This is a genomic window from Pseudomonas sp. HMWF032, assembly GCF_003060885.1.
Classification (GTDB): Bacteria; Pseudomonadota; Gammaproteobacteria; order Pseudomonadales; family Pseudomonadaceae; genus Aquipseudomonas.
The window spans coordinates 357,815-384,588 of sequence record NZ_QAIG01000013.1 but is presented as its reverse complement, the minus strand read 5'-3'; the positions used below and the strand labels follow the sequence as shown (position 1 = coordinate 384,588).

25 protein-coding genes are annotated in these 26,774 nt (G+C 57.6%); 16 read left to right on the top strand and 9 right to left on the bottom strand.

The features are described from left to right. Positions 1–102: 102 nt before the first annotated feature. Complete coding sequence (locus tag DBR00_RS19490) at positions 103–1,332, top strand: nucleoside recognition domain-containing protein (protein ID WP_108487193.1); 1,230 nt, start codon at positions 103–105, stop codon at positions 1,330–1,332. Between the two features lie 120 nt (positions 1,333–1,452). Here DBR00_RS19490 and DBR00_RS19485 read toward each other — a convergent pair whose 3' ends face one another. Both DBR00_RS19485 and DBR00_RS19480 read right to left on the bottom strand, forming a co-directional pair. Further along, positions 1,453–2,466 carry a DUF5924 family protein gene (locus tag DBR00_RS19485; protein ID WP_108487194.1) on the bottom strand — a complete coding sequence of 338 codons (1,014 nt, stop codon included), beginning with the start codon at positions 2,464–2,466 and terminating at the stop codon, positions 1,453–1,455. Between the two features lie 11 nt (positions 2,467–2,477). Continuing rightward, entirely contained in the window at positions 2,478–2,825 is a 348-nt protein-coding gene (locus DBR00_RS19480) for a VOC family protein (RefSeq protein ID WP_108538102.1), read from the bottom strand. Positions 2,826–3,017: 192 nt separating this feature from the next. On the opposite strand from DBR00_RS19480, the gene DBR00_RS19475 reads away from it, so the two are divergent. From DBR00_RS19475 to DBR00_RS19435, 9 genes are all read left to right on the top strand, one after another. Beyond that, the gene (locus tag DBR00_RS19475; RefSeq protein ID WP_108487259.1) at positions 3,018–3,983 is read left to right on the top strand and encodes an SDR family oxidoreductase; all 966 of its coding nucleotides are present in this window, start codon (positions 3,018–3,020) and stop codon (positions 3,981–3,983) included. Between the two features lie 289 nt (positions 3,984–4,272). Further along, positions 4,273–5,346 carry a hypothetical protein gene (locus DBR00_RS19470; protein ID WP_146180716.1) on the top strand — a complete coding sequence of 358 codons (1,074 nt, stop codon included), beginning with the start codon at positions 4,273–4,275 and terminating at the stop codon, positions 5,344–5,346. Next, on the top strand, positions 5,343–6,269 hold the full coding sequence (locus DBR00_RS19465; RefSeq protein ID WP_108487257.1) for an NAD(P)-dependent oxidoreductase: 927 nt from the start codon (positions 5,343–5,345) through the stop codon (positions 6,267–6,269). The genes DBR00_RS19470 and DBR00_RS19465 overlap by 4 nt, the downstream gene beginning before the upstream one ends. After that, positions 6,266–7,624 (top strand): hypothetical protein, encoded by a 1,359-nt coding sequence (locus DBR00_RS19460; RefSeq protein WP_146180715.1) that lies wholly within the window; start codon positions 6,266–6,268, stop codon positions 7,622–7,624. The genes DBR00_RS19465 and DBR00_RS19460 overlap by 4 nt, the downstream gene beginning before the upstream one ends. A gap of 34 nt (positions 7,625–7,658) precedes the next feature. After that, positions 7,659–9,500 carry an asparagine synthase (glutamine-hydrolyzing) gene (gene asnB, locus DBR00_RS19455; protein ID WP_108487255.1) on the top strand — a complete coding sequence of 614 codons (1,842 nt, stop codon included), beginning with the start codon at positions 7,659–7,661 and terminating at the stop codon, positions 9,498–9,500. Between the two features lie 139 nt (positions 9,501–9,639). Next, positions 9,640–10,494, top strand: a complete 855-nt coding sequence (locus DBR00_RS19450; protein WP_256583085.1) for a class I SAM-dependent methyltransferase — start codon at positions 9,640–9,642, stop codon at positions 10,492–10,494. Further along, entirely contained in the window at positions 10,491–11,759 is a 1,269-nt protein-coding gene (locus DBR00_RS19445; protein WP_108487253.1) for a hypothetical protein, read from the top strand. The genes DBR00_RS19450 and DBR00_RS19445 overlap by 4 nt, the downstream gene beginning before the upstream one ends. Before the next feature lies 1 nt (position 11,760). Continuing rightward, positions 11,761–12,525: a WecB/TagA/CpsF family glycosyltransferase gene (locus DBR00_RS19440; protein WP_108487252.1), complete on the top strand. Its 765-nt coding sequence runs from the start codon at positions 11,761–11,763 to the stop codon at positions 12,523–12,525. Positions 12,526–12,660: 135 nt separating this feature from the next. After that, a complete protein-coding gene (locus DBR00_RS19435; RefSeq protein WP_256583084.1) occupies positions 12,661–13,830 on the top strand; it encodes an O-antigen ligase in 1,170 nt (389 codons plus the stop codon). A 190-nt stretch (positions 13,831–14,020) separates the two neighbouring features. On the opposite strand, the gene DBR00_RS19430 is transcribed toward DBR00_RS19435, so the two are convergent. Beyond that, positions 14,021–15,487: a mannose-1-phosphate guanylyltransferase/mannose-6-phosphate isomerase gene (locus tag DBR00_RS19430; protein ID WP_108487250.1), complete on the bottom strand. Its 1,467-nt coding sequence runs from the start codon at positions 15,485–15,487 to the stop codon at positions 14,021–14,023. Positions 15,488–15,868: 381 nt separating this feature from the next. Between DBR00_RS19430 and DBR00_RS19425 the strand changes: the two genes are divergently transcribed. The 4 genes from DBR00_RS19425 to DBR00_RS19410 are packed head-to-tail and all read left to right on the top strand — an operon-like array spanning position 15,869 to position 18,366. After that, positions 15,869–16,153: a PqqD family protein gene (locus DBR00_RS19425; RefSeq protein ID WP_108487249.1), complete on the top strand. Its 285-nt coding sequence runs from the start codon at positions 15,869–15,871 to the stop codon at positions 16,151–16,153. Next, a complete protein-coding gene (locus DBR00_RS19420; protein ID WP_108487248.1) occupies positions 16,150–16,584 on the top strand; it encodes a lasso peptide biosynthesis B2 protein in 435 nt (144 codons plus the stop codon). The genes DBR00_RS19425 and DBR00_RS19420 overlap by 4 nt, the downstream gene beginning before the upstream one ends. Beyond that, positions 16,577–17,530 (top strand): hypothetical protein, encoded by a 954-nt coding sequence (locus DBR00_RS19415; protein WP_108487247.1) that lies wholly within the window; start codon positions 16,577–16,579, stop codon positions 17,528–17,530. Before DBR00_RS19420 ends, DBR00_RS19415 begins: the two co-directional genes overlap by 8 nt. Continuing rightward, positions 17,527–18,366 carry a sulfotransferase domain-containing protein gene (locus DBR00_RS19410; RefSeq protein ID WP_108487246.1) on the top strand — a complete coding sequence of 280 codons (840 nt, stop codon included), beginning with the start codon at positions 17,527–17,529 and terminating at the stop codon, positions 18,364–18,366. The genes DBR00_RS19415 and DBR00_RS19410 overlap by 4 nt, the downstream gene beginning before the upstream one ends. On the opposite strand, the gene DBR00_RS19405 is transcribed toward DBR00_RS19410, so the two are convergent. From DBR00_RS19405 to DBR00_RS19400, 3 genes are all read right to left on the bottom strand, one after another. Next, positions 18,363–20,249 carry an asparagine synthase-related protein gene (locus DBR00_RS19405; RefSeq protein WP_218276648.1) on the bottom strand — a complete coding sequence of 629 codons (1,887 nt, stop codon included), beginning with the start codon at positions 20,247–20,249 and terminating at the stop codon, positions 18,363–18,365. The genes DBR00_RS19410 and DBR00_RS19405 overlap by 4 nt on opposite strands. A gap of 69 nt (positions 20,250–20,318) precedes the next feature. Further along, positions 20,319–20,492, bottom strand: a complete 174-nt coding sequence (locus DBR00_RS20695) for a hypothetical protein (protein WP_158271585.1) — start codon at positions 20,490–20,492, stop codon at positions 20,319–20,321. Between the two features lie 64 nt (positions 20,493–20,556). Then, on the bottom strand, positions 20,557–21,315 hold the full coding sequence (locus DBR00_RS19400; RefSeq protein ID WP_108487244.1) for a hypothetical protein: 759 nt from the start codon (positions 21,313–21,315) through the stop codon (positions 20,557–20,559). Between the two features lie 67 nt (positions 21,316–21,382). On the opposite strand from DBR00_RS19400, the gene DBR00_RS19395 reads away from it, so the two are divergent. Together DBR00_RS19395 and DBR00_RS19390 are read left to right on the top strand one after the other, a co-directional pair. Further along, positions 21,383–22,132, top strand: coding sequence for a class I SAM-dependent methyltransferase (locus tag DBR00_RS19395; protein WP_108487243.1), 750 nt, complete (start codon positions 21,383–21,385; stop codon positions 22,130–22,132). A 371-nt stretch (positions 22,133–22,503) separates the two neighbouring features. Beyond that, entirely contained in the window at positions 22,504–23,463 is a 960-nt protein-coding gene (locus tag DBR00_RS19390) for a class I SAM-dependent methyltransferase (RefSeq protein WP_108487242.1), read from the top strand. 303 nt (positions 23,464–23,766) lie between these two features. Here the strand turns inward: DBR00_RS19390 and DBR00_RS19385 are convergent, their stop codons facing one another. From DBR00_RS19385 to DBR00_RS19375, 3 genes are read right to left on the bottom strand one after another with little or no spacing between them, the layout of a single operon-like run. Next, on the bottom strand, positions 23,767–24,351 hold the full coding sequence (locus tag DBR00_RS19385; protein ID WP_108487241.1) for a hypothetical protein: 585 nt from the start codon (positions 24,349–24,351) through the stop codon (positions 23,767–23,769). After that, complete coding sequence (locus DBR00_RS19380) at positions 24,348–25,589, bottom strand: peptidyl-prolyl cis-trans isomerase (protein ID WP_108487240.1); 1,242 nt, start codon at positions 25,587–25,589, stop codon at positions 24,348–24,350. The genes DBR00_RS19385 and DBR00_RS19380 overlap by 4 nt, the downstream gene beginning before the upstream one ends. Positions 25,590–25,599: 10 nt before the next feature. Further along, entirely contained in the window at positions 25,600–26,589 is a 990-nt protein-coding gene (locus DBR00_RS19375) for a phospholipase (protein ID WP_108487239.1), read from the bottom strand. Positions 26,590–26,774 lie beyond the last annotated feature (185 nt).

Here is a 26,774-nt window from a genome sequence, read left to right as displayed (position 1 = left end):
TGCTGACCCCATGCTTTGCGTGAGGGCAGCGAAGAGACGCTCTCCACCTTCCTTCTATAAGCCGCGCTATCATCCCGCCCATTGATCTGGGAGAGAGACGGCATGCTCAATTGGCTGTGGCTGGGGTTTTTCGTGGTGGCGGCGCTGGCCGGCCTGTCACGCTGGTTGGTCGGCGACGATCCCGCGGTGTTTGCCGCCATGGTTGAAAGCCTGTTTGCCATGGCCAAGCTGTCAGTTGAAGTCATGGTGCTGCTATTCGGCACCCTGACCCTCTGGCTCGGTCTGCTGCGCATTGCCGAGAAAGCCGGCCTGGTCGATGCCCTGGCGCGGATGCTCGGCCCGCTGTTTGCGCGGTTGATGCCGGAAGTGCCGCGCGGCCATCCGGCCCTCGGCCTGATCACCATGAACTTCGCCGCCAATGGCCTGGGCCTGGACAACGCCGCCACGCCGATTGGCCTGAAAGCCATGCGTTCCCTGCAAACGCTCAACCCCAGCAGCACCACGGCGAGCAATGCGCAGATCCTGTTTCTGGTGCTCAACGCCTCGTCACTGACCCTGCTGCCGGTGACCATCTTTATGTACCGCGCCCAGCAGGGTGCGCCGGACCCGACCCTGGTGTTTCTGCCGATCCTGCTGGCCACCAGTGCCTCGACCCTGGTCGGTTTGCTGTCGGTGGCGCTGATGCAGCGCCTGCGCCTGTGGGACCCGGTGGTGCTGGCCTATTTGATCCCGGGCGCGCTGCTGCTCGGCAGCTTTATGGCCATGCTGGCGACCCTATCCGCTACGGCGCTGGCGGCCCTGTCATCGCTGACCGGCAACCTCACCCTGTTCGGTATCGTCCTGCTGTTTCTGCTGCTCGGCGCCTTGAAAAAGGTGGCGGTGTACGAGGAATTCGTCGAAGGCGCGAAAGAAGGCTTCGACGTGGCCAAGAGCCTGCTGCCCTATCTGGTGGCGATGCTCTGCGCGATTGGTGTGCTGCGTGCCTCCGGTGCGCTGGAGTTCGGTTTGGATGGCATTCGCTGGCTGATTGAGGCGCTGGGCTGGGACACGCGCTTTGTCGAGGCGCTGCCCACCGCGTTGGTCAAACCGTTCTCCGGCAGCGCGGCGCGCGCCATGCTGATCGAAACCATGCAGACCCACGGCGTCGACAGCTTCCCCGCGCTGGTCGCCGCGACCATTCAGGGCAGTACGGAAACCACCTTCTACGTGCTGGCGGTGTACTTCGGTGCGGTGGGCATCCAGCGTGTGCGCCATGCGGTGGGCTGTGCGCTGCTGGCCGAGTTGGCGGGGGTGGTGGCGGCTATCTTCGTCTGCTACTGGTTCTTCGGCTAAGCGTTCGGCAACGATCTGCGGCGCAATAAACCCTAGGTTGGCGTTGAGCGCAGCGAAGCCCAACAGGACGTTGACGCGGTGTTGGGCTTCGTCGCTGTGCTCCTCAATGCCACCTACCTGCTACTCCACCACCTTAAACCGCAGCACCCCAATCATCTGCCCGGCTTCGGTCAGCACCTGCACCTGCCAGCGGCCTACGGCGTCGGCGGGGAAGTTCTTCTTGTGGGTCCAGGCGCGGTAGCCTTTCTTGCGCCCGCCGTGGATATCCAGGGCGATGCGTTCGACTTCGTCACCATCGCGGCGCCAGACGTGATAAATCCGCTCATTCAGCCCACGCGGTGCACTGATCGCGGTGTAGGCGAACAGGCCCTGGCTGCGCAGTTGCGCCACGCTCAGCTCCTTGATGCTGTCGCCAGGCGCGCGGTTCTGGTTATCGAATTCACTGGTCACCGCCACCTCGGTCAGCCACAGGGTGGCCGGCGGCACCCAGGTACGCGCCAGCCAGCCAGTTGCACCAATGGCCAGGGTCATACCCACCAACAGCAGGCCACGCCACCAACGACGCACGGTGATGATCGCGAACAGCGAGGGAAACGACAGCAACACCGCCGCCGCCAACGCCAGCTGATAGCTCTGCGGGGTGGTCAGCTTGAAGATGATCGGCAGCGCCGTGAGCAGCACGGCGAACAGCGCCAGGGTGTGATAGGCGAGAAACAGCCAGCGCTTGGGGGCCAGCCACTTGTAGTACAGCGGATCAATGATCGAAATCAGCGCCGCGCTGGCCAGCAGGCCGCTGAACAGCAGTTGGCCACTGTTCCAGGTGGTGGTGATAAAGAAGAACGGCAGAACGAAGAACAGGCTTTCCTGATGGATCATCTGCGTGGCATAGCGCAGCAGCGGCGGCGGCAGCTCAAAGCCGAACCATTGGGCGATGCGCTCACGCAGGATGTTTTCCAGAATCAGCCACAACCAGCTGACCAGCATCACCAGCGCCAGCACCCGCGCCAGCTCGGCCTGGCGCTCGACCAGCAGAAAGCTCGCCAACCCCGAGGCAAAGCCAAAGATCGCCACCATCCCCGGATTGCGCTGAATCAGGGCGATCAGTTTGAACACCTGTTGTTTCACGGCTTGCATGGGACGTCCGCTTACTCCGACCACACGGCCAGGCGATTGCCACTGGGATCGCGAAACTCGAAACGCCGCCCGCCGGGAAAACTGAAGATCGCCTGGGTGATCTGCCCGCCTGCCGCTGCCACCTGGGTGCACACAGCCTGCAGGTCTGTGGCGTAGATCACCACCAGCGGCCCGTCGCCGACGGCCACATCGGTGGTGAAACCACCCGTTATGCGTCCATCGGTAAAGCTGCTGTAGTGCGGGCCGTAGTCGGTAAAGTGCCAACCGAAGACTTGTTGGTAAAACTGCTTGAGCGCCGGCAGGTCGACGGCGGCGAATTCAAGGTAGTCGATACGCAGATTCTGTTCGGCGTGGCTCATGTCGGCATGTCTGGGGAATGGCGGGGCGCAGAGCATAGCGCGCCCAGCTGGCCAGGGCACCCGCATCTGTCGCCTTTCGCCACGCTGTTTGGCCAGCCTTGCCACTGCCTCCGCGCAACCCGCTGGATAGCCTGCAATGGGTAAACACAGTCGGTGAAAATGTAGCGTCCGCGCTGCGTTATGGAGAGGTACATGCGCGTCTTGATCACAGGTGCAGCCGGTTATATCGGCCAGCAGCTGCTTAACCAGTTGGCTATTCAGCACCCTCAGTGGCTGCTGATTGCCGCTGATATCCGCCCGCAGAACCGCGCCGGGATGAAGCTGAATATCGAACCGGTGCTGCTCGATATCAGTCAGCCGGCCGCCGTGGAGGATTGCATGGCGACCTGGCAGCCACAGGCGATTGTTCACCTGGCCTCGGTGGTCACGCCGCCGCCAGGCATGAGCGAAGAACAGCTGCATGCCATCGATGTCGGCGGCACCCAATCGTTGATCCAGGCGGCTGCGGCCCATGGCGTCGAACAGTTGATCGTTACCAGCTCCGGTGCCGCCTATGGCTATGACCCGCAGAATGCCGAGTGGCTGGATGAAGACCAGCCGCTGCGCGGCCATGCGCAGTTCGCCTACGCCAAGCACAAACGTGAAGTGGAGGTGCTGCTGGCCGAGGCTCGTGTGCAGCATCCGCAACTCAAGCAGCTGGTGCTGCGCCCCGGCACCATTCTCGGCAAACAGGTCAACAACCAGATCACCGAGCTGTTCAAAAAGTCGGCGGTGTTGGGTATCCGCGGCAGCGACAGCCGCTTCGTGTTTATCTGGGATCAGGATGTGCTGGACATCATCTGCCGCGGCCTGCGCCAGCAGAGCGCTGGTATCTTCAACCTGGCCGGTGATGGCGCGCTGTCACTCAAGGAAATCGCCGAGCTGCTGGGCAAACCCTACCGTGCCCTGCCGGCCTGGCTGATCCGCAGCGCGTTGCACGTGCTCAAACCCCTGGGCCTCAGCCCATACGGCCCGGAGCAGGTGGATTTTCTGCGCTACCGCCCGGTGTTGAGCAATCGCCGGCTGAAACAGAACTTCGGCTTTAGCCCACGCTACAGCTCACGCGAAGCGTTTCTGGCGTTTTTACGGGCGCAGGGCATGCACGGCAAACATCACTGACAGCGCGTGGTACCCGGCCTGCGGCAATTGCACGGGTATTGAGCTTTGCACCGTACTGGTCGCTATGGCACATTCACCTGCTTTTACCGCCCCCGAGTTGCCTACCGGCAATCAGCAGGGGGTGGGTTAATCAGGTCAAATCATGCACACGCCCACACCCACCTCCTCCAGGCCCGCTGACGAAGTCTTTCTGGGTGAGTTGCTGCTTCGCTTACTGACGTTTTATCAACGCTATGGCCGGCTGCTGTTTATTGCCGCGCTCTTGGCTGGCCTAAGTGCCGCCAGCTGGGTGGCCAATCGACCGCTGTATACCGTCACGGCCCTGCTTGAGGTCCCGGAGATCACCCTGGAAGAGTTGCGCCAGGTGCAACCGTTTTTGTGGGATCAACGCTGGGTGGCTCGGTCATTCAGCAACCCCGATGCAGCGGCTGGCGATAGCACTGGGCACTTGCACCAGCGCGCACTCAAACCGGAATACTGGCGCGGTGCGCTTCACTATCGTGCGGCGCTCAATCGAGATGATGTGAGGGATATTCCGGCCGAACAATTCCAGAAGAGCGGTGGTCTGGGCCTGGAGTTTACCTTGCGCGTGAGCAGTGAAGAGCAAGCCAGCACGACACTGGATGCATTGACGAAGCATGTGCGTGGCGCGTTCTTGGCAAACAGCTTGATCGATCTAACGCGCAAAAGCCAAGCGGAGTTGACTGAACGCCCGCAGCTCAATCTGGATATCCTGAAAGCCGATTTTGAGATTGAACAGAACCACAGACGCATTGCCGACATGCAAGCTGTACTGGAGCGCTATCCTCAGTTGCGTTCGCTTGAAACGGTTACGCTGTTTTCGGTCAGCGATGGCGGCGGCAAATACCTGTCTCCTTTACCGCAAATCGTAGCTCTGGAAACAACGGTTTCCGAATTGCAGGCCAAGGCACGTTTGAGCCGCCATGAGCTCGACCGCTTGGACGCGATTGCTCAACTGATGGCCGATATGGACTGGGCGATTCGCCATGCCTCAGCCGGTAGCGATCTTCTTGATCAGCTCAGCAAGAACCGCGAGCAACTGCTCAGCGTTCAGACACCACCGTCTGCAGCCGTGCGAGAAGCCCTGGAAAGGGTGGACTTGAAACTCAACCATATTGTCTCCCGGCATCAGGCGATTGGTCTCAAGACGCGTTCAGCGGTTTCCGCTTCGCCTGTTGCTGCGCGCAATCCGCTGATTGTCGGGCTGGCGAGTTTCGCCGTCACGCTGATCGGTCTTTCAGTACTGCTTGCGATCCACGTTCTGCTGCGAAAAGACCGCCCTGTGCTGCCCTGGCTGCCGCACAGACTGCGGCGTTGGCTGATTGTGGAGGTGGCGACATGATGCGCTTATTGGTGACCGGTGGCGCAGGCATGATAGGCCGTCGAGTCACGCAACAATGGCGTCAGGCCGGGGGGCACGTCGCCGTGCTGGATAATCTGTCCAGTGGCTTGCCTATGCCCGAGGCTACGTTGGCGGTGCCTGGCGATATAGGTGATGAGGCACTGCTCGCTGAGGTTCTCGCTGCATTTCGCCCCGATGCCATCCTGCATCTGGCGGCGGTGCATCACATTCCCACCTGCGAGAACCAGCGCGCATACTGCCTTGACGTCAATGTGCTGGGTACCGAACGTGTGCTCAAGGCTGCTGAAGAGGCTGATGTCCAGCGAGTCGTGATCGCCTCGAGCGGTGCCGTCTATGCGTGGCAGGACGGTCCATTGACCGAGCACTCTAGCCCTCTGGCTCCGGCCGACAACTATTCGCTGTCCAAGTACTGCAACGAACAGCAATTGCAATTCTGGAGTAGCCGTGGCCAGCGTATGGGTCGCGCAGCCCGGATCTTCAATACAGTTGCTCACGACGACCCCAATGCACACCTGATCCCGGACGTGCTCAAACAGCTTCGTCAGTCCTCGGATGGTTGCATCCACCTGGGGAATCTGACCCCCAGGCGTGATTACCTGCATGCCGACGATATTGCCCGTGGCTTGATTGCCATGCTGCACGACAGCCGTACCGATGTAGCATTTGACGCCATCAACCTCTGCTCAGGCGTTGAACACTCCGTCGAGCAGTTGGTGCAACAGCTTGGGCAGCTTGTCGGGGTGCAAGTCAACGTAGCAGTCGATCAGGCACGCAAGCGGCGCGTCGACCGCCCCAGCCAGTTGGGCAACCCTGGCCGGGCGCGTGAACTGCTCGGATGGCAGCCGCGTTATCCATTCAGCGAAGCCCTGCAGCGTGTGGTTTTTCCGGATCGCGTGCAGTGAATCCAGGTGTTCCCGAGCGCGTCAGTGACAGCTGGCCGTCAACACGGATCAGCCAATCGTTGCTCCTGGCGGCATCGACTTACGGCGTAGGGCAATTAGCCAATCTGGTGTTCCAGTTGTTTCTGCTCAGACTGCTCGGTACGGCGGAGTACGGCGTCGTGGGGCTGGCTCATCTGCTGCTGATGACACTGATATTTGTCGCTGATCTGGGTTACGCCTCGCTCTTCCTGCGTGAGCCCAGGCAGGCTCCCGAATGGCCGCGACTCTGGCGTTGCGGCCTGGGCCATAAACTGATCGCCACACTCTTGTTGCTGGTGCTGGGTATCGGCGGCTGGTTGCTCTTGGCGAGCAAAGGCAGCAGCCAAAGCTATCTATTAAGTGCGGCGCCCGCCTGCCTGTTTGCCTTGTTCAATTTCTCATCTCCGACAATTGCGGGAGGGCAGCGTCTGGTGGGGCTGCTGCTGGGACAGATTGCCTGGCCTGCCGCGTTGCTCTGCTGGTGGTTGTTGCACCGTACGTTGTCGCTGGATGTGGCAATCACTGCGGGGCTAGCGGTCAGTCTTGGCTATCTGCTGCAGGCGCTCATAAATGTTCTCTACAGCCGGCAGGCCATCCTGTGGCTGCCAATGCGGGGCGTAGGCAATATAACCGCTGCCATGCACCTCTCAACCATGGCAGTTTGCGGAACACTGCATGATCGTCTGACTGCCTTCCTGCTGGCGCCATTGGCACCCAGCTATTTGCCATTCTATTTGTTGCTCAACCACGTCATCAGCGGATTGGCGGGCATACAAGCACAGCTCGGGCGCCTACTTCTCGCTGAAGCAGAGAGTCAGCAAGGCCGTCTTAAAATTGTGTCGAGCGCTTCTGTGCTGACCTGGGCAACAGCCGCTGTGTTGGTCGTCGGGTTGCTGCTTCAAGACGTCGTTCCGGCCCCGGAGTATCGCTACTGGTTGGGGCTGTCAGCCATCGTTGTATTGATCTGGAGCCTTTCAGCGGCTAGCGGCTTTCTCGTGTTGTTATTGATCAGCGCCCGTTTGGAACGACAGTTTATGAGACCATTTCTGGTCACGCTGGCAGTCAGCGCAGTGCTGCAGGTCGCCGTGAGTTGCACGGGAGAGGGCGCTTACCTGTTATGGGCACGTGTGCTTGGAGGGTTCCTGGCGATGGCTGCCCTGCTCTGTGTTATCAAGCTTCGGCTCAGTCAGGGCGGCGCAATAGCACTGATGGTGTCACTGATCGCCTGCGCCGCCGGTACGACCTCCTGGTATTTGCTGACGGCAGCCGTACTGGCGCTGCCGCTGCTTGGCGGGCTTTATAGACTGCCGCCCTGTTACCTCATAACGCCTCGTTGAGTGGCACATTCATGAACACGCTTGAGCAACCGACATGTGCGGCCTGATTGCAGTACGCGCCTTTGGCGTATCAGACAACCTGCAACGACGCGCCCAGCATGCACTGAATACATTGGCGCGGCGCGGCCCTGATGCAGAAGCGCTGCATCAGGTCGAGCAGGCACCTTTGACCGTGCTCGGCCATTGTCGCCTGGCCATTCTTGATACCAGTCGTGCCGCACAACAACCCATGCGCTGCCCGCTGACCGGCACAACATTGGTTTTTAACGGGGCTATTTATAACTTTGTTGAACTGCGTAACGAGTTGCGTGAGCTTGGCTGCGTCTTCGTGACAGATGGCGATACAGAAGTACTGCTGCACGGTTGGCGCATCTGGGGCGAGGCGGTTTTCTCACGCTGCAATGGCATGTGGGCAGTGGTGCTGTGGGATTCGTCCAGCGGAGATCTGGTGTATTGCCGTGATCGGCTCGGGGTAAAGCCGCTGTACCTGCATCACGACGGCCGCGAGGCGACGCTGGCTAGCGAGATCAGTGCCATTGCGGTTATGCGCGGCGGATATCCAGCGCCTAATCCTGAAAAGCTCTTCGACTTCTTGGTCACCGGGTTTTCCGAACAGGGAACGGCCACCTTCTTCGAGGGTATTCACGCGATACCGCCCGGCATGGTTTGCCGCATGAGCCGTACCGGGCATTTCAGCGCCCGGCCTTATCACCAATGGCCTGAGCCAGGCAGCATGGCACCGCTGTCTGCGGCTGAGTTGCGGCCGCTGCTGGAAGATGCCATTCGTCTGCGTTTGCGTGCGGATGTGCCAGTGGCCAGTTTGTTGTCAGGCGGATTGGACAGCGCCATCATCACCCGTGTGGCCCTGAATGCCAGCCAGCAGCCTCGGCAAGCCCTCACGGGCGCCTTCACGTATGGGTACTGCGAGGCAGAGCAAGCGCCGTTTGATGAAACCGCCCGCGCAGCAGCACTGATGCAGTCGAGTGGCCATGCCGACCTGCACCGTATCGTGCGGTATTCTCCTATCCCGTCAGCCGATGAATTGATGGCGCTGGTCGGGGTACAGGGTGAGCCTTTCGCCACCCCATCGGCATTGGCCAGTTTCAGAACCTACAGGGCGATTCGCGAACAGGGTTACAAAGTGGTGCTTTCCGGGGAAGGCGCGGATGAACTGTTTGGTGGCTATCCCGCGCGTTACCTGTCCGTGGCCGCGCGTGATGCTCTGAAGTCGGGACGCCTTGTCGGGTTGGTGAACATGCTCAGGCATCGGGCATTTCCTCCGGGGCTTCTGCTTAATCGTCTGGTATGGGAGCTACCACGTGCGCCGCTGAGCACCTTGCTGCGTCGGCACAGGCCCAGTGCAGACCTGATGAGCGATGATCTCTGGGACTCACAGCGGCACCGCCTCGCGGCGATACAGAATGGCATGCGCAGCAGCCTGGAAGACCTCTTGCGTCAGGACCAGCTGAATAACCTGCTGCCCATGGTGCTGCGCATTGCTGACCGTAATAGCATGAGCGCTGGGGTCGAGCTGCGCAGTCCCTTCATGGATCATCGGCTGGTCGAGCGCGCCCTCAGTACACCAGCCTTGATGCGTGTCAGTGAGCGTCATTCGAAAACACTATTGCGCACAGCTTTCAGAGGACTGTTACCGGCGTCAATCACCGACACACCCAAAAATACCGGGTTTGGCCATGCCGAGCAGTTTCTCGTCAGCCGACTGCCCTGGCAGGAGTTGTTGAACGATATGCCCAGTGCACTCCGTGCATTTCTCAATACCGACAAACTGCGCAGCCGCCTGGCGACCGATAATCAGCACAGCACCCTGTGGCTCGCGCTGTCGGTGGCGCTCTGGTACCGGAAGTTTTATGGCTGACCGCAGGCATGACTGGGGCCTGGCAGCCGATACCGGGCAGTGCCGGATGTGCGGCAGCACGCACGCTCAACGGCACTTCTGGCCTGAGCCCTATGCACATTCGCAGCAGACTCTGCGGCGTTGCGGGTATTGTGCAGCCGTGTATCTGAGCCCCGGATTCAGCGAAGCCGGCCTTGCACGTTTTTATGCCGGTGCATATCGGCGTCTGTTTCCTGCTGAGGTCCCCTGGAACAGCACCGAGCGTTTCTTTGCATGGCGCGGCGATCGTGAGACCGCCCAGCTGCGTGTGTCGCTGCTCGCCCCCAAGTTGCATCAAAGCGCTCATGTATTTGAAATGGGCTCAGGGTTTGGCGCATTTCTCGGCCAGGCCGCCGCCGTACGCCCCGACCTGCATTTAAGCGCGAGCGAGCCAGACAAGACACAACGCGAAGCCCTGTTGGAAGGCGCGACCGTGGACTTTGTCGGCAGTCTCCGTGACCTGATGCCGGCCAGCCAAGACGCCGTTGTGGCCTTTCATGTACTGGAACATCTGATCGACCCGCGCGGGTTTCTGGAGGACGCTGCGCAGCGATTACGCCCCGGTGGATATGTGTGGATCGAAGTGCCGGATCTGATGAGTGACTGGCATACGCGCTTGTTTGTGCACCCTGCACACCTGACGTATTTCTGTGCAGACTCTCTCCGGCGCCTTGCCGAAGCTGCCGGCTTCTCGGTGATCCATTGTGGTGTCAACCCACTCAGCAGCTTGCCGGGCACGCTATGGCTGGAAGCGCAACGGCCAGCACAACGCGTACCGCAGCCTATACAGCCGGCACAGGCCGCTTCTGTGGCGGCCATTGATGAATGGATCGGCCGAGTGGCGTGGGGCTGGAAAGATCGTCTCAAGGCGATCCTGAAGAGGCTTGCCCTGCAGCTTCTCGGTGCTGGCCTGGTGGGCGAGTTACAGCGCTGGCGACAGTATCGCGCGCGCTTGAAGCAGGCTGCACGGCAATGAGGTTCGCCCTACTCGCAGTACTGGTCCTGTGGATTCACCTGGGTGACTTGGCCACCGCCTGGCTGTACGACGGTGGTGCATCGCCAGCAGCCGGCCTGCTGCGTTATGTGCGTGACGCCGTGATCGTTCTGATGGCAGGGTGTTGTTTGATCAGCGTGCGCATGCCGTTGCGTCTCTTGTTGCCGATATTGATATACAGCAGCCTGGCCCTGGTTTACCTGCTGATAAACAGAGGTCAGACCCCGCTTGGCATTCTGATCGGCTCGTACGGCACGCTGATGATTCCAGTGCTGCTGTTCCTGACAGGGTTCTATTGCGTGTTACAGCCGGCGCAACTGCGCAGGCTCGCCGCGTTGTTGGTGTTGCTGGGACTCGCCAGCATGCTCTTCGGAGCATGGGAGCTGCGCCACACCCGCTTCTGGATCGATACCATCCACTTTCCACGCTACATACTGAACGTGAAAGGCGTGCTGTTGGGGGCCAACCCGGAGAGCGGACTACCCTGGAATTTCTATGGGGGTGTCGAAAGGGAGCGCCGCGCGGCCGGCCTGTTAGCTTCGCCACTGGCGCAGGGTATGTTCCTCGCGGTTGCCGCGATGATATCTGTGGCCTGGCTGGAGCGGCGAGCGCGCTTCATGGGACTCCTACTGTGCGCCCTGCTGTTTGTTGGCATCTGGATGTCCGGTACACGGGGCGCCATGTTGGCGGCCAGTCTGGCGCTGATTGGTTACCTGGCAACGGGCACATCGCTGTTTCATTCACCTTTAGCTCGCATAGTCATGGCTGTCGGTGCCTGTATCGCCATCGCTGTAGCGGCCAAGAAAATCGTCTACACCAGTGTCAATTTTCTCGACGGTTCAACAATCGGACACTGGTTTGCGCTCCAAAAAAATATTATTGACCTGCCCCAGGTCATGGTGATTGGTGCAGGGATCGGACAACAGGGCGCAGTGGCCGCTCAGAATAGCCAAGTGCTGATTGGTGGCGGTGAGGGCGCCATTTTCAGCATCGCCTATCAACTTGGCGTGCCCGCCGCGCTGATATTCCTGTGGTTTTACGCCAATGTTTCCCATGCTCTGTGGCACAACTACCGTCGCCATGGTGACCCTTTGTCGCTGGCTGCTTTCTGGTTGTCACTCGGCATCGCCACCACGCTTGTCAGTTCTGAGCATGTGCTCTCGGTATCTGGCACTGCTGCCTTCTGGCTATTGAGCGGTGCGGCATTGCGCAATACCTCCAGACCCACTCTTGCTCTCGTACCCTGACATGAACCAGACGCCCTCTAATACGCGTATCGACTTTCTGGGCTGCCCCCTGGATCTGCTCGCAGAACAGGCACTCATTGAAGACGCGACGCGAGCCTTGAACGGTGGCGTCCGAATCCGTCTGGAAGGCCTGAATGTTGCCAAGCTGATAGATGCACGCGCGACACCTTTTCTAATGCGCGCCCTGCATGAAGCCGAGCGTATTCATATTGATGGTGCTGGGATTGCCATTGGCCTCAAATGGCTCGACATCCCGGCACCACCGCGCTGTGCAGGGATTGACCTGATGCACAAGCTCTGTGCTCTGGCTGTAAAAACGAATGCCTCGGTCTATCTGTTGGGCGCTCGAACAGGCGTTGTTGGGTCAGCAGCTCAGCGCTTGGTCAGCCAGTATCCGGGTTTACGTATTGTCGGCGTCCGTGACGGCTATTTCAGGGCTGAAGAGGAAGCCGCTGTGGTTGAAGATATCCGCGCCAGTGGTGCTGACCTGTTATTTGTCGGGATGAGTTCACCGAAGAAGGAACTGCTGCTGCAACAGTACTGGCCACAGCTCGGTGTCAAGATAGGCATGGGCGTGGGTGGCTCGTTTGATGTTATTTCGGGCGAGCTGAAGCGGGCACCTTACTGGATGCAGAAACTGGGCATGGAATGGTGTTTTCGCCTTTATCAAGAACCTCAACGCTTATTCTGGCGCTACATAAAAACCAATTTTTTTTATATGCTTTTGCTGTTGCACGCGCGCAGCCAAAACTTGATTAATAAATAGCGTTACCTGTATCGCGTACGGTGCGCATGAATATTTATATATATATAAAATTAATAAAGACTATCAATAGACATGAGACATGTTTTCCCCGCCCTTTCAGGGGTACACCGAGAAAAAATATCAGCGATTGCGTGTGTGCTGTTAAGTATTGGTCTTTTCGTACAGCTCGGTGGGTTCTTATTCAATAACGATGGCAGCCAACAGGCCACCCAGGTGCATTTGCTGCTCTTCATACCTGCTCTGGTGTTGTTCATAAATGAGCAGCTGTCGCTAGCGCTTTGGAAACAGCCGTGTGCACTTATATTCCTTGCTCTGGTTATTTGGGTTCTATTGAGGGGGGCGCTTGCAACAGATGCAGAACATCCGGCGGGCTATTGGGCGAAGATCTGTTTATTCATAGTGTTATATGTTTTTTCCGTCACCTATTTATTGCACTCAAGGCGTCTTTATATGCCCTTGTTGGCTGCAGCATTTTTAGCGGCCGGTTTTGCGTGGATGACTATTTACTATCAGTTTATGGTCTTGGGGAAACCTCTGGATTACGAAACTGTGAGGTACACAGGACGTCTTTTTGAGTTGGGCTGGCAAGGCTTCGCCGATTTTTCTCATCCCATTCCGGCAGGCTTGTACTATGGTTTTTTTGGCATCATGCTGCTCGGGCTGTTAGTGGAGTATCAGGCGCGCACTTCATATCTTGTACTCACCTTGCTCGGCCTGGCCGGCATACTCATCTATGTATTGTTAACTTTCTCGCGAGGGGCTTGGTTCTCCGCTCTTGCGGCATACCTGACACTTCTTATTCTGTCACCTAGGCCACGCGCTAAGTTATTACTGATCGTCGGCTTTACATCGTTGGTTGGCATGCTGGCGTTATTTTGGCCGGAAGTTCACAACGAGTGGCGCCTTGGAACCAGTCAACGTGGCCTGATTTGGTTGGGTTGGCTCCAGCGTCTCCCCGAATTCTGGCTGCTCGGTAACGGCGCTGGCACCGATATGGTTTTCCGCTACCCATGGGGTGACACCGTCTTTCATGCGCACAGCCTGTATCTGCAACTGTGGTATGAGTATGGTGTGCTGGCTATCGTTTTATTTATAGCCATGTTGTTAAGCCTGTTCCAAAAGGCCTGGAAACTCAGAGAACGTCTTGAGGCCAGAGTTGCTCTTGCCATGCTAGTTCTGGGAATGGTCGCCATGGTCTCGGACGTTCATGCAATATTTCATCGGCCGAGTGTTTACTGGATTATTTTGTGGCTGCCCGTAGGGCTGATAATCGGGCTAAGAAAATCCGAATGCAGCAGCAACTGAATGTATTGCGTAGTGCAGTCTAATCAATGTCTTGAGGGGTGATTTAAACGTATTTAATTGTGGGTGCGCGGAGCTGTCATGTAGTGCCTTAGCAGTTTATTCAGTCTGCCAGGCAGCTGATCAGTACCCCATGGCTGTAAATTTTGACATGCCATTGAGCAGCCGTGCCCACTATATGATCTGCTGCGAACTAATTGTTGTGGGTTTCCACATCCGAGCGCAACAGCGTCTCACGTCCATAGACATCTTCAAGCCGCTCTATATCGTCCTCGCCCAAATAGCTGCCCGACTGCACTTCAATTATCTCCAGCGGAATCTTCCCAGGGTTAGCCAGGCGATGAATGGAAGCAATAGGGATATAGGTCGACTGATTTTCGGTGAGCAGGAATACCCGGTCATCACAGGTAACCTGGGCGGTGCCTGACACGACTATCCAATGTTCGGCACGGTGATGGTGCATCTGTAAGGATAACTGCGCACCCGGTTTGACGATAATTCGCTTCACTTGATGATGCGCACCACTGTCTAAAAGATCGTAGGTTCCCCATGGCCGATAGACTTCACAATGTTGATGGGTTTCATCTCTATTGGCACGATCAAGCCGATCAACAACGCTCTTGACGTCCTGCACTGCTTCTTTATGAGCAACCAGCACGGCGTCTTTGGTTTCCACCACAACCACATCATTCAGGCCAATCAGGCTAACCAATCTGGAACTGCTGTGGACGAAGTTTCTACAACTGTTGTGAATGCTCACATCACCCTTCAGTACATTGCCATTGCTGTCTTTGGCATGCACATCCCACAGCGAAGACCAGGAGCCAACATCACTCCATCCAGCAGACATCGGCACCACACAAGCGCGTGAGGTTTTCTCCATCACGGCATAGTCGATTGAATTATCCGGGCAGCAGGCGAATGTGTGTGGGTCAACAGTTAAGACATCAGAGCGCAGTTCACTGCGCGCCAGTGTCAGTATGCAGGTGTCATAAATATCCGGATCGTGGCTTTGCAATTCCTCAAGATAGCGGCTGGCACGGAACAGAAACATGCCACTATTCCAGAGATAGTCACCGCTGCTCACATACTCGCAGGCAAGCACGGCATCTGGCTTCTCGACAAACCGATCCACGCGGTAGGTGCCTAAGGGCAATCCACCGCTCGCATCATAGTTGGCCTTGATATACCCGAACCCTGTTTCAGGGGAAACGGCCTGCACGCCAAACAGCACCATTTCGCCAGCCTCGGCTGCTGACACGCCTGCCTCAAGGGCGCTGAGAAAACCCGAGTCATCATCAATTACATGGTCGGCAGGCAGCACCAACATGAGTTCGTCGCGCCCTTGCGCAAGCAGGTGTAGCGCCGCCAAGGCAACAGCGGGTGCCGTATTCCGACCAAACGGCTCAAGCACCAAGCTTTGCGGGGTTGAGCTAATTCGCGCCAGCTGCTCTTTGACCAGGAAACGATGTTCGACGTTACACACCAATAACGGTGATGCCATGCCGTCAATATTGAGGCGCTGCACTGTTTGCTGAAAGAGCGACAACTCACCGGTCAGCGCGATGAATTGCTTGGGGCATTGCTTGCGTGAAAGCGGCCAGAGGCGCGAACCACTTCCGCCCGAGAGGATCACCGGAACAACAGCGTTAGCCTTCATTTACCGTCCATATCAATTTGATTGCGCCTCTAAAGGCCAACCATTATCAGCAGATTGTGTCGACGATACGTTGGGTCTGTCTGAGGCTCAAGTTGTGCGTGCCTGGCACGCGTCGGGAAAGCGTCTGTCGGCTGCTTTAGATGCCGGGTGTATCCGGGCTGCGCCCCGTTTTGCTCAGATGGTCCTCGCAGAGTCCTGAGCCATGACCAGTATGGCCATAGTGGATGGCTAATAAGCATTGAGCCAAAACAATCCGATGAGTGCAGGGATAAAGTGGACACCGCTAAGCTGATCGTGTGCTATCTGGCGTCCTAACTTATCGATTATCAGGAGGACTTGCGCTGTGCGACAATTTGGATATTTAAGGGGAGGAGTCGCAAGATGGCTGCGATCACGGGAAGGTCTACCGTCACGAGAGATGCCGGCATTTTGGCTGCGGAGGTAGGTGGAGACTTAGTACTCATGAGTGTGTCCGAATGGCATTACTTTGGTCTCAATTCGGTGGCTACGGATATTTGGAAGCGCCTTGAGCGACCACTTCAAGTGGATGCGCTCTGCCATGCTTTAGCTGTGGATTATCACGCCGATCCCGAGGTCATCCGCAACGACGTTCTGGAGTTACTGCACAAGCTCGCTGACCGGATGCTTATAGAGGTTGCAGCTTGATCATTACGGCTCATCGCCTTCGTGTCGTCGAGGCTGCCCTATTCCTTTCATTCTTACCAATTGCTCTGCTGTTTGTGCCTTGGCGTTATCTGCTGAAACTTGGCGGCGCACGTATCGAGTCACCTCCTGCCCACACGGCTCCAGCTTGTGATCCCACTGCACGATCAGTGGGGTGGGCTGTTAGTGTGGCTGCTCGGCGCTTACCTTGGAGGCCGTTGTGCCTTTCTCAAGCCACAGTTGCCGCTTTGATGTTGCGCCTGCGTGGCCGCCGCTCTGTACTGTGTCTTGGGGTTCGCGACGGAGGAGATGGACTGAGTGCGCATGCCTGGCTATTGATGCGTGGTGAGGGCGGTGGTGTGGTATCCGGCGGTGAAGGCATAGGCAACATCTCTCCTCTGCGCCAACTGACCAAGGAGTCCGGTAATGCATGACGATTATCGGTTGTGTGGCTGGCGAGTCCACAGTGAGATCTCGCTGCCGGACTTGCTGCCATGGACAGGTGATCCGCAGGCGCCGGTAGAACTGCTCATTGAGTTGGGAGCTGTCGAGGCGCACCTGGCAGAGTCTGTTCACGTGGGGCCGATTGTGCAACACAGCATTGACGGGACTTGTCGCTTTGCTATTGACGGGGTGGCGGCTTACCGCATAGCGGCCGATGGTCGTTCGATTCGCATACAGCCTCACCTCCCTGAGGACTTTCCTGCTATTCGAGCTTTCCTGTTCGGCATGGTTTTCGCCATTGCCTGCCAGCGGCGTGGTCTACTTCCCCTGCATGCCTGTTGCGTCAGATTACCCACCCCGCATGGCGATGTCGCGGTGGCATTCAGCGCAGCATCTGGGGCCGGTAAATCCACCCTGGCGTCAGCCTTCATTCGCCGAGGTTATCCAATCCTGGCTGATGATGTGACTTTGGTCTGCGCCGGGGAGCAAGGCACCTTGGCACTGCCGACCTTCCCCCGGATCAAACTATGGGGCGATGCTCTTGAGCGGGAAGAGGTGCGCGGCACATCAAGAGAGCGTGTCCGCCGGGGCATGGACAAGTTCTCTATTGGATTGCAAGCGACAGATTTTTCGGCCGATGAGCCGCTGAAGCTCGCAACCCTTTATCACCTTGAGCGGGTTAATGACGTCCAGCATGTCGGCCAGCAGTGTGTCATGGGGCTCGATGCATCAATTCGTTTCGCGCACGCCCTGTACCAGGCTCCTGCTTTGATGCGCGTGGCGACGGATAAAGCCGCCCACTTTTCGCTGGCAACCCAGCTTGCGGCAGGAGTCGCCGACCATATCCTGCTTCGACAGTTGTCGGGTTTCGAGCACTTGGATGACCTCGTCAGTCGTATTGTTGACGTCCACGCACGCGGGCGTGTGCCGGCATGAGTGGTTTTTATTGGCTGGCGTCCTACCCCAAGTCAGGCAATACCTGGCTGCGCCTGGCGTTGAATAGCTATCGCAACGGTGGTGCAACCCCGGATTTTTCCCAGAGGCTGGACTTTGCCCACGCCGCCAGTAGCCGCCGCCGTTTCGACGACCACCTTGGCGTGGCTTCGTCCGATTTACTGCCGGACGAGATCCTCATGCTACGTCCGCGCTTGTATGAAGAGCTGGCCCTCGCCGCGCGTAATCCTCTTTTCAACAAGGTCCATGATGCCTGGCGGCTGACGCCGGGTCATGAACCCCTGTTCCCGGTAGATGCCACTTTGGGGGCGATTTATGTCGTGCGAGACCCTCGCGATGTAGTGCTCTCGCTCGCAGGGCACATCGGTATCGATGCGGACAGAACGATCGATTTTCTCCTCGACGAAAACGCTACGCTTTGCCATCAGCGCGCCTGGCTGCTGGAGCAGTTACCCCAGTTCTTGGGGAGCTGGTCTCACCATGTCCGCAGCTGGATTGATCTGCCCGCGCCATGGGCTCCATTGTTGTTGCGTTACGAGGATATGTTGATACAGCCTCTGCAAAGCCTGGCTCGTGTTGTCGAGTACGTTGGTTGGACGTTGGATGCAGGACGGCTGGAGCAGGCAATGACAGCGACTCGCTTTGATCGGCTACAGGCGGCTGAAGCCCAGCATGGCTTCAGTGAGCGTCCAGCGCGGGCCAAGCGGTTCTTTCGGGAGGGACGAGCGGGCAGTTGGCGTGAACAACTGACCGATAAACAACGCAGGCGCGTGGAAAACGCTACAGAGGCGATGAGGGCGAGACTGGGTTACGACTAGTTCCGCGTGCCGCCGGACTCTACCCAGTGAAGAAACTGACCAAAGTGCAGTCCTCGGTGAAGTACTGTCAGGTACTCGCGGTGCCAGGGCGTCGAAGGCCAGTGTGCAAGCAGTGCACTCATTCGCTTGAGATCGAGTATCTCTCTGGCCAGGGGAGATCCGTTCAATTGAGCGAGATGCTCGGCCAGCATCGGTCGCATGGCCGTCATCCGATGCATGTACTCTGGGCATTGCAGGCCACGACGGCGGTTGTTTACAACGCTCGCCGGCAGGCGGTCTGCGGTGACGTGACGCGCTAACAGTCGGCTCACACCACCGTTCAGATAGAGGCTGTCGGGCAGCGAAAAGCAGAACTCCAGCAACCGACGATCAGCCATGGGGTCGCGAACTTCGAAGCCATGGAGTGCTCGTACAAGCCCCATAGCTTCAAGGCTAACCTGGCGTTCCTCAAAGCAGCATTGGCGCAGTTCCCAGCTACCCAGCGTAGACATGCGCTCGCGCTTTCTGAATGCGGCCTGGATCTGGGGCCGGTTTCGGGCTGCCGGTGTAACCGAACACTGCTTTTGCCACTCCAACTCTGTTGATTGGCCCAGCAGGTTTCGCATTACACGTTGAATATAACCAGGCAGAAACGGCATCAACGTCGTCCTGAAGATCTGGCGCGCCGTAGAAGCCGACCGACCGGAGCCTTGTGCCAGAGCATTGGCTTCCCGGAGTGCCTGCAACCATCGGCCGCGTCTGATCAGGCCGGGAAGTGTGCCTTGGCCATCCCAAGACAATGTAATGTTACCGAGCCCGCCCGAAAGCAGCACGCGCCCGCCCTGCTGGCGTACATAGTCCCTTGCGGGGCCCATCCATGCGAGGTTCATGACATTACGCCATGGGGTACCCGTGGATTGAAACATGGCTGTCCAGTCTGTATCCCAGCGATGCAGCTCTGGGCCAGGAAAAAAGAGTGGGGTCAGGCTAGGGCTTTGTTCCGCGATGCTCTCCACATACGGGCGTTCGGAGGCATAAAAAGATGGTGAATCGGCGGTAATCGTACCTTCGGCTGGTAGGCTGGTCAGTGTGGTAAGTCTGTTGCCAGGCAGATGTCGCAGCGCCGTTACCGAAACGGCGGAAGAGTCCAATCCTCCGGTGATGGACGAAAAAGCAGGGCCTTCGATTCTCAGGCAATCCCGTACCGCTCGGTTGAACAGTTCGCGCGCGGCCTCAACATAGTCTTCTTCGTGAGGCAGATGCAGTTCTGATTTGCGCTCCGGTGTCCAGTAACAACGTTGAGTCAGGCGGCTTCCGCGCAAGGTAGCGACGGAGCCGGCGGGAAGTGCGGATATGTGTTTGTGAAAGGTGCTATGGGGATCGAGGGGTAAATCAAAAAGGTTTAGGATCAGTCGATCTTCGTCCACGCCCCAAGGAATACCAGGGATTGCCAGTAGGGCAGTGGGAGACGTCGCGAAAGCAAATAAGCCGTTGCTGTGGTGGTAGTAGAGTGGGCGCTGGCCTACGCCGTCCCTCATCAACAGCAGGCATTGCGTCATTGGATTCCAGGCCGCCAGTGCGAAATCGCCCAACAGATGCTCAGCTGCCCGCTCGTCCCAGTGGAGAAGCGCCTCGAAGGCAAGCGCACTGTCTGGCCAGTTATTCGCCGACCTTGGCAGGGCCAATGATTGAATCAGCTCGGGTCGGTTGACCAAATAGCCGTCGAATACCAGCACTAAAGGATGTTCGGCATTGCGCCTTGGTTGCTTGTCCTGGCGGTCCTCGGGAGCTGTAACGCGCATGCGATGTGACAGGTGCACACCCGCGTCCGACCAGTACTGCGGCAACTCCAGCCCTGGAGCGTCCAATGCTTTCGCAAAGCGCTCGGCCAGATCAACCGGCAAAGCACGCCCTATGGCCAATAGGCCGGCGAAGGCGCTCACAGGCTAACTTTCAAAACCGAGCGTCCCAGATCAAGACACGTTGCTGAAACCAAAGGTCCCATCATTTCCGCTCGTAGCGAAGATGGATGCGGTTACGTCGGTTATTGATACCTCGGTGAGGTCCGGCTTTTGCCAGGCCTTGCGCTGGATATTTTGCTCGATTTTTTCGCCGTGGGGGGCTGGACAGTCTGTCATGTCATTCATGCGCTTTGCTCCAGATGAGTATGGTTGATGAGGTTACCGTACTCGCAATTTACGGACAATTGGTTTACTCCGGTGAATAGTTCACTGGCTCTTTATAGAGCGGACGCCCTTGGGTGAAGTTTTTGTAACTGTTGTCGCCCACCTGATAGGCGACCTGCACCCACTTCATCAATGTGACTGCAGCGGAGACCGGCGCCAGGCGCTGAGTTGGGCGCAGGCGCTCCAATAGGGCCGTTTCAACGGTCTTGAGTTCATTGGTGAACGTGAAGTTATTGGATGGGCCGCAATGGATTTCATACGCTGTGCATCCCCGCTTAATAGTGACCTCGACATTCGGCCCCAGCTCTTTGGCCAAGTTGACTCGTTCGCGCACTTGTTTGTAAACGTCTTGGGCTTGTTGCAGGCTGTCGAGATAAAACAGCGTGCGGTAGGGTCCGGCTTGGAACTGCAAGTTCAGACTGGCACCGGCCTTGTAGGCGTAAGGTAGGTCATGAGCAATTCGCTCGGAAGCGACCAGTTGCTGCAATGTGGTCGGCCGCACTTGTACTTTGTAGCAGGTGCGACAACCGTCAGGAACAGTCGCTAGTGCATATGCTTGGTAAAAGAGAAACCCCATAAGTTTCCCGCAAGGGAAGGGCGTGCTTACCGGGCCAAATACCCAGTTGTTGGCCGCTAAGTAGGTTCTTGTCAGCGACCAGCTGCCGTCTTCATGCAGGATTATATCGCCTCGAAGCTGGGCTGCCTGGAGATTCTCGGCAATGGTAGTCTTCCCAGGCTTAAAGTTCAGGATGTCGGCGGCGATGGCGGTTTTTTCGTTGTTCATTGTGGGCACTTCCGTGTCGGAGAGTGAGTGCTAGTGTCAAGTTTGTCCGTGCTCAGGTAAAGCGCATATGAATATGCTCTTCAGGCGTTGTATACGTAAGCGATACTCCTTAGTCAGCATGGCGCGCCTTGCCCTACAGATAGTCCGCGGAGGCGAGCATCGCCGCTCGGCGTTGTTACTTTGGCGAGCTCCGCAAGGCTTGTTTCAGCCCTACGGTACCACCCGTGACGCTCGATACTCGTCACGGCTCCAGTGGCTAAGCGAGTTCATTGTCGATGAGCCAGAAACCCGCATTCTGTCCTTCGGCTGCTCGACAGGTGAGGAGGTGTTCAACCTAGCCCGGTATTTCACCCAGGCGCATATATGTGGTGTGGATATCGAGCCGGGGCGTATCCGTGACTGTTGGAGACGCTGGCGACGTGAGGGGTATCCATCCCGACTGGCATTTAAATGCGCCGCTAATGTGGAGTCTTATCAGCCAGAGTCCTACGAGCTGATCCTTTCTATGGCTGTATTTCGCCATGGCGCCTTGGGGGGCTGCCCGGACCAGTGTTCAGCCTGGCTGAGATTTAGCGATTTCGAGCGAGTTATCATAGATTTTGCTAGGGTATTGCGTCCTGGCGGCCTGTTAGTGATTCGCCACGCCAACTTCCGCTTTGGCGATACGCAGGTTGCTTACTTGTTTGAGTGCCTGCAACGGGAGACTTTCACCGATGAAACAGAGGTCACTCCCATTTACGGTAGGGACGATCATTTACTGCCTGGTGTGAGGGGGGATGATGGTGTTTACCGCAAGAAACCTATGGATTCTGAATAATATTTTTTCACGGTAGAATTAGACGCTAGAATTCTTTGAGTATAGGCCTTTGCAAGGCGTAGTGTTAAATTTTCTGTGCGGTGCATGGCGTAATCATTTTATGTGCTGTGATTTTTTATTTTATCCGCTTGTGAATGTAAGCAGGCTATAGTGGTTATCGGAAATCGGAGGTTTTCAATGGCTTAAAGTGCTCAGGTAGGCTTTAATAATTCAGGTGGAAGTTTTTTATGTTACGCTTCGGTAAATTAATATGTGGTCATTGCTTTGTGTTTTTTGTTTGATTTTTTAATGTTTGTGAATGTGGTTTAAAGTAATGGTGTGTTGATTTAAAGTGCGCTGATAAAAAATCATTTAATATATAGTGGGCATTAATGTCGGTTAGTCAAAATTCCTCTTTGCTGGTTGAGCTCGGCAGGCTGAACCAGAATCTGCTGGAGCTTCCGTGTCCGTCCTGCGGTAAGCGCGACCCCTCTTTCATCTGGCGTCGTGATCGCTATTTTCTTGAAGTCAATCTATCGGCTTGTCGTGGATGCGGCGTGGTTTACCTGGCTCGAGGGCTCAGCGGTGAAGCCCAGACCCGTTTCTATTCACACATTTACCCTCGCTTGATGCGTCAGCCGCCACCCGAAGATGCGCTCTGTCACTACCGCCTGATTGCGGGCTATCGCTACAGCGAAATCAACGCAGTGGTTGGTGAATGCTCTTCTGTGTTGGACGTGGGCTCTGGGTTAGGCTTTTTCCTGGACGCCTGCAGGGCACATGGCTGCGAACAATATGCCGGTATTGAACCTGGTGGGCCTCAGCGCGAGCATGCGGTTCATACCTTGGGATTAGGTGAGGCTATCCAGGACGGGTACCTGGACCAAACGACTCAGCTGCCATTCAAGCCAAAGTTGGTGACCTTATTTCATGTGCTGGAGCATCTGGATGAGCCGGGAAAGGCGCTGGGATGGATTGCCAAACTGATTGCCCCTGATGGTTGGCTGGTTATAGAGGTGCCCGATATTCTGGCTAATTGGCCGAAACTTGGTTTGTGGCAAATCCATATTTCTCACCGTAGCTACTTCTGTATGGAAACGCTCGAGGCTTTATTGCAGAAAAATGGCTTTAAGGTTCAACACAGTTGCCGTGAGGCGTATGGAATATACGAGGGTAATCTGCGCGTCTATGCCCGTCTCAGCGAACAGTGTGTATCTGAACACTCAGTTGCACAGCATGCGCTAGTCAGCACTAAAGCACATATCAAAAAACAAATTCGACCGTGGAGCCTGCGTAATGGTTATCCTCGAGCCGCTGTGCGTCTTTTACGGTTGGCGTTAAAATGTCATTAATCAATATAAAGACGTGGCGCTTAAATGCTGTACCTAATGGCGTGACAGCGTGTGGAAATTTATTCAGATAAATATTTTGGATCTGAATAGAATTTGTTTTGGTGCTAATTGCTCGCTGCCGTTTAAGCGCCGCTCGCCATCCCGCCGTTCTTTTGTGCGCCACGGGTATTACGCCATGCATCTATTGTCAGGCTTTTACTGCGCATGCCTGCAGTACGAGCGAGGGATGGCCGGCCGAAGTTCCTACTTCGGGTGGTGAGTCGATTAGAGCATTTGGGCACCCATCGGATGAGCGTATTTCTGTCACTCGCCTCCATCCGGTAACAGTTCCGGTCTTTCCCTCAGCAGTTTGTTCTGCAGCATTTCCAGCTGCTCCAGCGCGGCGCGGGCTTCGTCGAGTTCGGTTTGGCTGCGTTCGCCGGATTGCGCGGCTTGTTCGATGCGCTCGCGGATGGCGGGGATCTGCTGGACGCCGCTGGCGTAGGCCATGATCTGGTCGCGGGTTTGTTGTTCTTCGAAGGCGTTGTACTGCGCCGGATCGGCCATTTGGGCGGGGCTGGCGGGTTGGCGCGGTTTGAGTTGGCCCAGGGCCGGGCTGCGTGGGTCACCCTGATCGGCCATAAGCTGAATCAGCATCTGCGCTTCCTGGGCATTCAGGGGCGGTTCGCTGGGCGGCGCTTCCACAGGTTGTTCCGCAGGTGTTGGGGCTGCCGCTGGCTGCTGTTTCGGCAGTGCGGCGGGCATCTCTGGCAGGCGAATGGGCGGACTGATTGGTGTTGCAGTCTGTGCTGCAACGGCAGGTGTGATATCAGCCTGGGGCGTGCGCACAACGACGATGGTCACCGCGGTGATCACGCCGAGTAGGCCGATACCGAGCCAGGCCTTCATAGCCCTTCTACCTTGGCGTTGGCCAGCAGAGCGTCGACGCGAGCCTGGAAGGCTTGGGTCAGTTGCTCCTTGGCCACGGCCTGGTTGACCTCATACCGCACGCTGGGATCGCTCAGTGGCAGCTGTCGATCCTCGCGGCTGCGTACCTGCACGATCTCGAAGGCACCGTCGATCAACATCGGTTGAGAAATGCTGTTTGCCTTCTGCAGCAGGGCGGTCTTGCGCAGAAAATCCAGCGGCGCGTCCTGTGGGCGAATCAGGCCGAGGTCGCCGGGTGGCGTGTGGCTCTTGGTCTCAGCCAGTGAGTAGCGGCGCACGGCGTCATCGAAGCTCAGGCCCTGTTGCAGTTCGGCATACACCCGGTCGGCACTGGCTTGATCAGCCAGGCGGATATGGCTGGCCTGCACCTGGGCAACGTTCAGGTAGAGCTGCAGGTTGCGCTGGTAGTAAGCCTCGGCGTCCGCATCGCTGACCCGGCTAGCGCGTTCGCGCAGGCCGGCGGTTTCATGGTGAAAGTCGTTGTGCAGGCCAAGCTGGTGCAGGTACTTGTGGCGGACGAGTTTGTCGCGCACCAGCTGGCGGATGCCGGCCTGTTCGTCCGTGCTAAAGCCTTTCTCGCCGAGCTGATACCAGAGGTAGTCACGCAGCGCCTGCTGGCGCACCTGTTCAGCCAGGTACACCAGGTTGCCCTGTTGCAGCTCCACGCGGCCTTGCACGTTGTCGCCTTGATACAGCTCCAGCAGGTTCAGGCGTTGTTCGGCCTGGCCGGGGAATTGCCAACTGATTAGCTGCACCTGGGCAGCATCGGTTTGTTGTTGGGGGCTCAACTGCAGGCTGTCGAGCACCACGCCTTGGGTTGGCGCGGTCAGTACCTGGCGCATGCGGGCACTGCTCAGCGCCTGTGGCTGACGCAGAAAGGGGCGTACATCGTGGTCGAATTGGCGGCCGTAGACCTGCTCGATCAGATTGCTCGCCTCGCGCTCGACCAAGGCATCCAAATCGCTGCTGTATTTGGTATTCAGTTCGTCTTCCACCTCACGGGCCAGCAGGTGGTTTTCCGCCAGGCCTGTGCGCAGCAGGCGCAGGTCGGTGTTGAATTTGACCCGGGTCATGGCCTGTTCCAGCAGGCCGATGCTTTTGCCAGGCAGGCGTTCACCGTTGATGTGCAGGTCCTGGCTGCCCAGGGCTGACAGGCAGATGCCGGTCAGCCCCAGTACCAGCAAACTGCGCTGGATCATCGCGCGCACCTTACAGGCCACCCTGGCCGTAGAAGGTGTTGGCACCCTTGGTCAGCACGCTGACGGTGAGGGCGATGGACTCCGGAATCAGCTCCTTGGCCACCCGCAGGCGGGTAGCGTAGCTGGTGTCATACAGCGGCTCGGGGCGCTGGTAGGCCACTTGCGCGGTCTGGGTCAGCAGCTCGCGGATCGGCTTTTGCGGGTCGTAACTGCCCACCCGGTTGGCCACCGCGGCGATATTGTTCAGGCCTTCGCTGAAGTAATGATCGTCCACCCAGCCTTCCCAGCCGGAGTGACCGTTGCCCGAGGTGACCCAGGCGTGGTGTGGCTGCGCCACATCGCCGGTGGTGTGCAGTGAGTAGCCGATGGTTTGCAGCGAGGGGGCGTTTTTGAACTGATCGAACCAGTATTTGGCCAGGTTATCGATGGGCTGAAAGGCCGCAGTCTGGAAGTCGCCATAGTGCGTCTGCCAGTTGGAGGACGTGCCCTGACGGTAATGCGCTTCGGTGGTGTCGAAGTCGCTTTTCTTCAGCTCGCGGTTGTACAGGTAAACCATGGCGTACCAGTCAACGTCGCCGCTCCAGCTGCCATCCACCTTGCGGTAGCGGTAGTCGTAGCCGCCGTGGTCGTTGCCGTGGGCGTCGCCCTGGCGGGCCATGTTGATGAAGTGCCAATAGGAGGTGTAATTGACCAGCGAAGCGGCGGCGCCATACACCGGCGCGTGCTCGTAGCCGACCCACCAGCCACCCAGGCGGGTGTCCTGGAAATCATCGACGTCGTAGGCGGCCTGGCCGAGGATTTCCCCCGCGCGGGCTTCGCTGCCGGCGGCACCGACATAGAACTGGTAGGCGCGTTTCATCTCGGGCGTGGCGTGCGCCGAGTTGAGGAAGGCCAGGGCGTCTTTGACGATGTTTTTGTGCGTAGGTTGCGACCAGGCGCTGGCATGGCTGGCGCTAAAAGCCAGGCCTAGACCAACGACCAGGGAGGTGAGGGTTTTCATAGGGAAGGCGCTCTTTTGTTGTTGGAGTTGAGCAGTATTAGCGGTCATTGATGGCAAAAAGGTTGCAATGCCGCATGTCAACTTAAAGCGGGTGCGCCGCGTTACCTCAACCCAACCAAGGTTGGGTGGTATAGACCAATTTTCTTGGGGTGTTACTTCACGTCGTTGTCCTCGTGAGGCAGGGC

Coding starts and splice junctions, on each gene's coding strand:
- DBR00_RS19490 (WP_108487193.1), top strand. CDS start 103: ATGCTCAATTGGCTGTGGCTGGGGTTTTTCGTGGTGGCGGCGCTGGCC.
- DBR00_RS19415 (WP_108487247.1), top strand. CDS start 16,577: ATGCATGACGATTATCGGTTGTGTGGCTGGCGAGTCCACAGTGAGATC.
- DBR00_RS19385 (WP_108487241.1), bottom strand. CDS start 24,351: ATGAAGGCCTGGCTCGGTATCGGCCTACTCGGCGTGATCACCGCGGTG.
- DBR00_RS19410 (WP_108487246.1), top strand. CDS start 17,527: ATGAGTGGTTTTTATTGGCTGGCGTCCTACCCCAAGTCAGGCAATACC.
- asnB (WP_108487255.1), top strand. CDS start 7,659: ATGTGCGGCCTGATTGCAGTACGCGCCTTTGGCGTATCAGACAACCTG.
- DBR00_RS19485 (WP_108487194.1), bottom strand. CDS start 2,466: ATGCAAGCCGTGAAACAACAGGTGTTCAAACTGATCGCCCTGATTCAG.
- DBR00_RS19465 (WP_108487257.1), top strand. CDS start 5,343: ATGATGCGCTTATTGGTGACCGGTGGCGCAGGCATGATAGGCCGTCGA.
- DBR00_RS19400 (WP_108487244.1), bottom strand. CDS start 21,315: ATGAACAACGAAAAAACCGCCATCGCCGCCGACATCCTGAACTTTAAG.
- DBR00_RS19425 (WP_108487249.1), top strand. CDS start 15,869: ATGGCTGCGATCACGGGAAGGTCTACCGTCACGAGAGATGCCGGCATT.
- DBR00_RS19390 (WP_108487242.1), top strand. CDS start 22,504: ATGTCGGTTAGTCAAAATTCCTCTTTGCTGGTTGAGCTCGGCAGGCTG.
- DBR00_RS19480 (WP_108538102.1), bottom strand. CDS start 2,825: ATGAGCCACGCCGAACAGAATCTGCGTATCGACTACCTTGAATTCGCC.
- DBR00_RS19430 (WP_108487250.1), bottom strand. CDS start 15,487: ATGAAGGCTAACGCTGTTGTTCCGGTGATCCTCTCGGGCGGAAGTGGT.
- DBR00_RS19475 (WP_108487259.1), top strand. CDS start 3,018: ATGCGCGTCTTGATCACAGGTGCAGCCGGTTATATCGGCCAGCAGCTG.
- DBR00_RS19375 (WP_108487239.1), bottom strand. CDS start 26,589: ATGAAAACCCTCACCTCCCTGGTCGTTGGTCTAGGCCTGGCTTTTAGC.
- DBR00_RS20695 (WP_158271585.1), bottom strand. CDS start 20,492: ATGAATGACATGACAGACTGTCCAGCCCCCCACGGCGAAAAAATCGAG.
- DBR00_RS19395 (WP_108487243.1), top strand. CDS start 21,383: ATGAATATGCTCTTCAGGCGTTGTATACGTAAGCGATACTCCTTAGTC.
- DBR00_RS19445 (WP_108487253.1), top strand. CDS start 10,491: ATGAGGTTCGCCCTACTCGCAGTACTGGTCCTGTGGATTCACCTGGGT.
- DBR00_RS19380 (WP_108487240.1), bottom strand. CDS start 25,589: ATGATCCAGCGCAGTTTGCTGGTACTGGGGCTGACCGGCATCTGCCTG.
- DBR00_RS19440 (WP_108487252.1), top strand. CDS start 11,761: ATGAACCAGACGCCCTCTAATACGCGTATCGACTTTCTGGGCTGCCCC.